Below are 6815 nucleotides of genomic sequence, written 5' to 3' on the forward strand. Positions count from 1 at the left end.
CGCCAATATCGGCAGCATGACCACGCGCCGCACCGGCAAGCTGCGCAGCTGGTATCGCAAGAGCCTGCGCAAAGCCAAGGTGTCCGGGTTCGTGGGCTACATCTCGGCGAAGGCACGCTCGGCAGCCTACTACGCCCGGTTCGTCCATGACGGGACGCTGCGCCAGGACGCCCGCCCGTTCCACGAGCGCGCCGTGGATGCCAATGCCAGCGACCACAGTTTCGAGATGCGGCAGGCACTGCGCAACGCGCTCAGCGCGGCTGCGCCCGGGTCTCTGGCCCGCACCGGCGGCCAGGCAGAGCGGGGGCTTGAATGACGCCTCCAGAGCGCGGCCTTGAACTGCAGGGCCTGGTGATCCAGCGGCTGGCCGCTGCCCTTGCCACGGCCGGGGTCAGCCCTGCGGGCAGTGCCGTCCCGGTGAGCGACCACATCCCGCACATCCAGGGGAACCAACCCCGGCATCACGTCCGCGTCGATGAATTCCAGTACCGGCAGGTGTCCGATGCACGGCGCAAGCGCTGGCGGCACCGCTTCACTGTCCATGTCTTCGAGCGGCAGATGGACGGCCGGTCGCAGGCGGCGCGGCTGCATGCGCTGGTCTTCGCCGCGCTGGACGATTGGGAGCCGCACGGCAGCGCCACCGCGCTCGAGGTTTTCGAGGGCTACAGCGCCGGGGCCGACGAGGCCCATGCGCAGCACGAGATCCTGAAATTCGAGACCATCATAGGAGAATGATCTGATGGGCAATGCAGTGAAGGGCAAGGAACGGCTCCTGTACATCGACAACGGCTCCGGCACGCTGGTGGAAGTGCCTTTCCAGGGGGACGGCACCTATAACCCCGGCAAGACCGCGGGCACCAGCCGCACCAAGAATGGCTCGCATCCCTATGCGACCGATGCGGGCGCCACCTTCACCACGAACATCGAGTTCGAGCGCCCGATGCTGGCCGTCCACACGCGGCTGCAGGAGCTGTCGGCGTCCGGCGAGATCATCGCGGTGGAGGTGCGCGACAAGAACATCGGCGGCCAGAAATACTCCGGCACCGCGCAGATCGTTCTGGGCGAAGAGCAGTCCGGCGTCGATGGCGTGCTGTCGCAGGCGCTGTCGGTCAACTTCGCCGACGATCCGGTGACCGGAACGGTGACCGCGTGAGCGACATCCCCGTGACCCTGGGCGGCCAGCAGTACCGGATGCGGCCGACCTATGGCGCCATGAAGGAGATCGAGCGGAGGCTCAACCTGACCTTCGCCGAGGCCTACGAATGCGCGCTGGTCGGCCGCCTGCGCATCCTTGAGATGGCCGAGATCATCTTTCAGGGGTGCCAGGCGGCGGGCGAGGAATTCGACTCCGTCGATGCCGTCGGCCGGGCGGTCTTCGAGGACCGGGTGACCTCGCCCGCGCTGCGCGAAAGCGTGGTGCGCTTCATTCTCGGCTGCCTGTGGTCGCCGGAGGATGCAAAAAAAAAGTGGGACGACGAGGCCGCGCCGATGGTGCGGCCGATCCCGGCCTGAGCTGGCTGGAGGCGGCCGGCGCCTTCGCAGCCGTCCATCTCGGCTGGCCGCCCAGCGAGTTCGCCCGCGCCACGCCCCGGGAATTCTGGGCGGCGCATGACGCCTATCTGGACAAGATCAAGATGATGGGAGCCCGCGCCTGATGGTGACGGAACGCATCCTCACGGAATACACGGCCGACACCCGGTCGTTCGACCGCGGGGCCAGACGCTACGCCAGCACGCTGACCGCGCAGGAACGCATGGTCAATCAGCGGCTGGACCGCATCGACGCGCGCTGGGACCGCTCCCAGCGCGCGATCGGCATGGTGACCACGGCGCTGGCGGGGCTCGCCTCAGCCGCGGCGCTGGTCGAGTTCCGCAATCTGGCCGAGGGCTGGCGCGGGGTGGAGCGGTCTCTGGCGTCAATCGGCCAGACCGGCGGAGACGCGCAGCAGGCGATGGTCGACCTGGCTATGCGCACCCGCAGCGAGATCGGCAGCACCACGGCGGCCGTCGCACGCATGGCCAAGGCCACCGGCGACGATTTCGAAACCACCATGCGCCGGGTGGAGACGCTGCAGAAGATGATGGCCACGGGAGGCGCGTCCTCGGCCGAGGTCAGCAGCGTGGGCCTGCAGCTGGGCCAGGCGCTGCAGTCCGGCGTCCTGTCGGGCGACGAGTTCGCCTCGATCCGCGAGGCAGCGCCGGTGGAATTCCTTGACGCGCTGGCCAAGGCGGCCGGGGTGACCCGGGCCGAGCTGCGCAAGGTCGCCGAGGACCAGATGCTGACCTCGGACATCGTGCTGCAGGCTCTGGATGGCATGGCGGCGCAGGCCGATGACAGCTTTTCGAAGATGGCGGTCTCGGGGCAGGAAGCCATGACCGTGCTGCGCACCGGCCTGACCGCCTATGTCGGCCAGCTCGACCAGTCGCTCGGCGCCACCGAGGCGGTGAACGGGGCGATGCAATGGCTGGGCGAATACATGGCCGGGGCCGGTGAAGGCGCGCAGACGCTGGCGGCCTCCCTGAACATCGTGGCCGGTGCCGCGGTCAGCCTGGCTGGCGGCCGGGGCATCGGCGCCGTCACCTCGGCATTCCGCGATGCAGCCGCGGCCAGGCGCGATGCCGTTTCGGCGGCGCAGGCCGAGGTGGCAGCGGCGCAGCGCGAGATCGCCATCGCCGAAGAACGGGTCGTCAAGGCCGCGATGCACACCCGCGCCATGCAGGAAGCCGGGCGGGCCACCTCGACGGTGGAGCGCGCGCAGCGGTCGCAGGCCAAGGCGGTGGACAATCTGACTGCGGCGCAAGTCAGGGGCACAGCGGCATCAGGCGCCCTGACCGCGGCTCAGGCCCGCCTCTCCCTGGCGACCCGCGTCTCCACCGGCGCCATGCGGGCCTTCAACGGCGTGATGGCATTCTTCGGCGGGCCGGTCGGCGTGGCGATCACCCTGGCGGGCGCTCTGGCCGTGGCCATCGGGCAGATCCCGACGCAGGCCGAGAGGATGGCCTCCAGTCTCGATGCGGCCAAGGCGGCAGCCTCGGAGTTCGAATCCGCGATGGCGCAGGTGCGCCAGGCCGACCAAGACATCGCCGCGGCAAAGAACGACATGTCGGCCGCGTCTGCGCGCTACAAGGCGGCCGTGGCCGCCGAGGCCGATGTGGCAGTCGCCACGGCGCAGACCGAGATCAACGCCATCAACGCCCGCATCGAGGGGCTGGAACGGCTGCGGACGGCCCAACTCAATGCCGCGCGGGTGGCAGCGCTCGACGCGCAGGACGCGCTGACCACCGCTACCGGAGCCATCAGATCGCAGGTGGCCCAGAAAGCGGGCCTTGCCCTTGGCGTTCGCGGACGCGATGGCCGTGGAGACTACGATGCGCGGGCCGCGGCACAAACCGCCCGCGTCGATGAAGCTGTGCAGGCCGAGGTGCGCGACATCAACACCCGGCTGGCGGCAGGGGATCCGACCCTGACGGCCGAAGAGCGGGCCGTCGCCTCGGCCGCAGCCGAAGTCGAGCGCATGCAGGCGCAAGTCGCGATCATGAACGAGGATCTGCAGCGCGCCGCGGTTGGAACGCTGGAGGCGATCAAGGCGCCGACCGAGGGAGTGGGCACCGCGCTGAACACGGTGGCCGACGGCGGCGACAAGGCGTCGAAGGGCGTCAAGAAGCTGGACGACGCGACCAAGAAGCTCGGCGACACCAGCGAGGCCGCCGGGGCCCAGCTGGCCAACACCTTCGCGCAGGCGGCCCTGCAGGCCAGGAACCTTGAGGACGGCATCAAGCAGGTGCTGGTGCAGCTGCTGCAGATGAACGGCGTCGATGCGTTCAAGGCGCTGTTTTCAGGGTCGGGATGGGGTGGGTTCTTCGGTACGCTCTTCACCGGCGCGACCGCGACGCCGACGGCTGTGCCGACGGTCGCCAGCGCCAACGGAAACATCATGACCGGCCGCGGCCCGGTTCGGCTGAACCGCTATGCGGCCGGCGGCATCGCGCGCACGCCGCAGCTGTCCCTGTTCGGCGAGGGGTCCATGCCCGAGGCCTATGTGCCCCTGCCGGATGGCCGGACCATCCCGGTGACGCTGCGCATGCCGGGCCTGCCGGGCAACCCGTCATCGGGTCAGGCTTCGGGCGGCATCTCCGTCCAGATCACGAACCAGATCGAGGCGCCGGCGGGAACCAGCGACGCCGACCTTGCCGCGCTGGAGCGCCGCATGGCGGCCATCGGCCGGGCCCAAGCTGACGCCCTGGTGGCGCGGCTCAAGCGCGAGGGGGCGCTCTGATGGCGGATTTCGCACCCGATGACCTGCAGTTCACGGATTTCACGATCCGCGCGGAACACACCGTCGGCATGGCCCGCAGCCCCTATTCGAACGCGCAGGCGGTCTATGACTTCGGCGGCGACATCTGGTCGGCGACGGCCACGCTGGCGCCTTACCACGACAAGCTGCGCCAGGCGCGGGTCGAGGGCTGGCTGATCGGCCTGCGCGGCCCGCTGACGCCCTTCCGGCTCTACAACTTCGACCACGACGGGCCCTATGGCTACCTGAACGGCGCGCCGACCATCAGCGGCGGGGCGGCCATCTGGGCGCAGACGCTGACCCTGCAGCATGTCCTGCCAGGCGGCCAGATCCCGGCCATGGAGGTGGGCGACTATTTCACCACGCAGGCGCGGCTGTACCGCGTGACTGCCGCAGAACCGACCGACCTGGCCGGGCTGCAGCAGATCGGGATCTTTCCCGGCCTGCGCGCGGCCGAGGCCGACGGCGCCGTGCTGAACGTCTCGACCCCGAACGGGACGTGGCGCCTGATGGGCGACCCGCTCTCCATCGCGCATGACTGGCGCTCCGGCCGCACCGTCTCCATCGAGATGATCGAGGCGCTGGAATGAGCATACTGAGCGGCAGCCGCATCGGCTATCTCTTCCGCGGATTCTTCGACGGCGCGCCGCTGGATCTGTGGACCGGCCACGGCGACCTGACCTATGGCGGCGTGACCTATGTGGGCAGCGGCGAGCTGCTGGAGATCAGCGGCAGCGCCAGCACCACCGGCAACCGGCTGGCTGGCCTGACCGTCTCGCTGGCCGGGATGGACCCGGAGACCATCAGCATCGCGGAGAATGAGCCGTTCCAGCGCCGCCGGGTGCTGATCAGCCTGATCTGGGCCGATGCGGAATGGAACGTCGCGGGAAGCGAGGTCTTCTTCGACGGGATCGCCGACAACATCAGCAACAACAACGACCCGTCGAATCCGGTCATCACCATGAGCCTTGAGCCGCGGGCGCTCGACCTGCAGCGCGTGCGGCCGTTCAGGTATCTGCCGCAGGACCAGCGCACCCGCTACGCCAACGATGCATTCTTCGACATGGTGCAGAGCCTCCAGACGCAGGAGTTGAAGATTGGCACGTGACCGCTTCTGGCCGCGTCTTCTGGCCGATGAGCTGGCCGCCTGGGAAGGGCGGCCTTTTTCGTGGGGCACCGCTGACTGTTTCCAGCTTGCGCGCTCCACGGCCCGCGCAATGGGTCTCAGGCCCGCCGCGCTTGAAGGGCTGCCCGACTATTCCGACGAGGCCGGGGCGGTGGCGGTGATGCAGCACCTCGGCGCCGTGACCTTCGCGGGGGCGGTTGATGCGGTCTGGGACCGGATCCCGATCGCGCTGGCGCAGCGCGGCGACTGGATCATGGCCGACGCTGCCGGGACGACCGGCTGCCTCGGCATCGTGGCGGGCCGCCGGGCGGTCTTCATGCACCCGGCCCGCGGGCTCTCGCACATCAACATCTCGCAGGACTGGCTGGCATGGGCGGCAAGGTAGTCAAGGCCATCAAGGCCGCCGCGGTGGTCGCCGCGATCGCGGTCACCGGCGGCGCCGCGGCCATCGCGCTCGGCGCCACGCTGACCTGGGGCACCGTTCTGGCCACCGCGGCGGTGCAGGGCGCCATCGCCGGGATCTCCGCCTACGCCACCAAGACGCCCAAGGGCATCCGCGCGGCCAAGACGGCCGACGAGATCACGCTGAACAGCCTGCAGGCGGTGACCGAAGGACTGATGGTCTACGGCCGGCGGATCATCGGCGGGCCTATCATAGCGCGCTCGACTTCCAGCGGGCGCGGGTCGAACAACGGCCAGTATCACAGCTGCATCGTGCTGGCCTGCCACGAGATCGACGCGGTGGAGAAGATCTGGCTCGGCGAGACGCTGGTCTGGACGCTTGAGCAGTGGGAGGCCGACGAGGCCGAGGGAACGCTGGCGACCAAGAAGCGCGGCCTGCTGGACACCAAGTACCAGGACGAGATCGGCATCATCGTCAAGCTCGGCACGTCCTCGCAAACGGCCGTTGGGCAGTATGTCGACCAGGTGGCGGAGTGGACCTCGGCGGCGCGCGGGCGCGGCATCGCCTATGTCTATTTCGAATATTTCTACGGCAAGCACTTCCGCCAGGGCACGCCGACGCTGCGCAGCCAGGTCAGGGGGAAAAGGCTCTACGACTGGCGCACCGATACGACTGCATGGTCGGCCAACCCGGCGCTGATCATGCGCGACTATGCCCTGACGGCGGAGAAGTTCGGCGGCATCGGCTGGGCGGAATCCGACCTCGACATGGCTGCCCTCACCGCGCTGGCCAACATCGCCGACGAGCAGGTCAGCACGGCCGCCGGCGGCGCGCAGAACCGCTACGAGTACAACGGGGTGCTGGATACCGGCATTGCGCCGACGGACAACCTCGACCGGCTGGCCACCAGCTGGGGCGGCTGGTGGGCGCATGACAAGGGCCTGCTCTCGGTCGGCGGCGCCGCCTACGAGGCCCCGGCCTTCGCCATCACG

10 protein-coding genes are annotated in these 6815 nt (G+C 69.2%); all 10 read left to right on the forward strand.

Annotated elements, in window-relative coordinates; translation table 11 throughout:
• On the forward strand, positions 1–316 hold a 316-nt coding region (locus HCC78_RS31050), incomplete at its 5' end, for a hypothetical protein (RefSeq protein WP_216671389.1).
• Entirely contained in the window at positions 313–735 is a 423-nt protein-coding gene (locus HCC78_RS31055) for a hypothetical protein (protein WP_172332598.1), read from the forward strand. The genes HCC78_RS31050 and HCC78_RS31055, both read left to right, overlap by 4 nt.
• Positions 736–739: 4 nt before the next feature.
• Positions 740–1153 (forward strand): hypothetical protein, encoded by a 414-nt coding sequence (locus HCC78_RS31060; RefSeq protein ID WP_172332599.1) that lies wholly within the window; start codon positions 740–742, stop codon positions 1151–1153.
• A complete protein-coding gene (locus tag HCC78_RS31065; RefSeq protein ID WP_172332600.1) occupies positions 1150–1512 on the forward strand; it encodes a GTA-gp10 family protein in 363 nt (120 codons plus the stop codon). Before HCC78_RS31060 ends, HCC78_RS31065 begins: the two co-directional genes overlap by 4 nt.
• Positions 1467–1655, forward strand: a complete 189-nt coding sequence (locus tag HCC78_RS31070; protein ID WP_172332601.1) for a phage tail assembly chaperone — start codon at positions 1467–1469, stop codon at positions 1653–1655. Before HCC78_RS31065 ends, HCC78_RS31070 begins: the two co-directional genes overlap by 46 nt.
• Positions 1655–4276, forward strand: a complete 2622-nt coding sequence (locus HCC78_RS31075) for a tape measure protein (RefSeq protein ID WP_172332602.1) — start codon at positions 1655–1657, stop codon at positions 4274–4276. Before HCC78_RS31070 ends, HCC78_RS31075 begins: the two co-directional genes overlap by 1 nt.
• Positions 4276–4884, forward strand: a complete 609-nt coding sequence (locus tag HCC78_RS31080) for a hypothetical protein (protein ID WP_172332603.1) — start codon at positions 4276–4278, stop codon at positions 4882–4884. The genes HCC78_RS31075 and HCC78_RS31080 overlap by 1 nt, the downstream gene beginning before the upstream one ends.
• On the forward strand, positions 4881–5402 hold the full coding sequence (locus HCC78_RS31085) for a hypothetical protein (protein ID WP_172332604.1): 522 nt from the start codon (positions 4881–4883) through the stop codon (positions 5400–5402). The genes HCC78_RS31080 and HCC78_RS31085 overlap by 4 nt, the downstream gene beginning before the upstream one ends.
• Positions 5392–5805 (forward strand): hypothetical protein, encoded by a 414-nt coding sequence (locus HCC78_RS31090; RefSeq protein ID WP_172332605.1) that lies wholly within the window; start codon positions 5392–5394, stop codon positions 5803–5805. The genes HCC78_RS31085 and HCC78_RS31090 overlap by 11 nt, the downstream gene beginning before the upstream one ends.
• Positions 5790–6815, forward strand: a 1026-nt coding sequence (locus HCC78_RS31095; protein ID WP_216671392.1) for a hypothetical protein, incomplete at its 3' end; no start/stop codon positions are given. The genes HCC78_RS31090 and HCC78_RS31095, both read left to right, overlap by 16 nt.

The organism is Mangrovicoccus sp. HB161399, assembly GCF_013184745.1.
Classification (GTDB): Bacteria; Pseudomonadota; Alphaproteobacteria; order Rhodobacterales; family Rhodobacteraceae; genus Mangrovicoccus.

Bases quoted from the DNA above. Each gene is read 5' to 3' on its own strand.
- HCC78_RS31085 (WP_172332604.1), top strand. From the start codon at position 4,881: ATGAGCATACTGAGCGGCAGCCGCATCGGCTATCTCTTCCGCGGATTC.
- HCC78_RS31075 (WP_172332602.1), top strand. From the start codon at position 1,655: ATGGTGACGGAACGCATCCTCACGGAATACACGGCCGACACCCGGTCG.
- HCC78_RS31080 (WP_172332603.1), top strand. From the start codon at position 4,276: ATGGCGGATTTCGCACCCGATGACCTGCAGTTCACGGATTTCACGATC.
- HCC78_RS31055 (WP_172332598.1), top strand. From the start codon at position 313: ATGACGCCTCCAGAGCGCGGCCTTGAACTGCAGGGCCTGGTGATCCAG.
- HCC78_RS31060 (WP_172332599.1), top strand. From the start codon at position 740: ATGGGCAATGCAGTGAAGGGCAAGGAACGGCTCCTGTACATCGACAAC.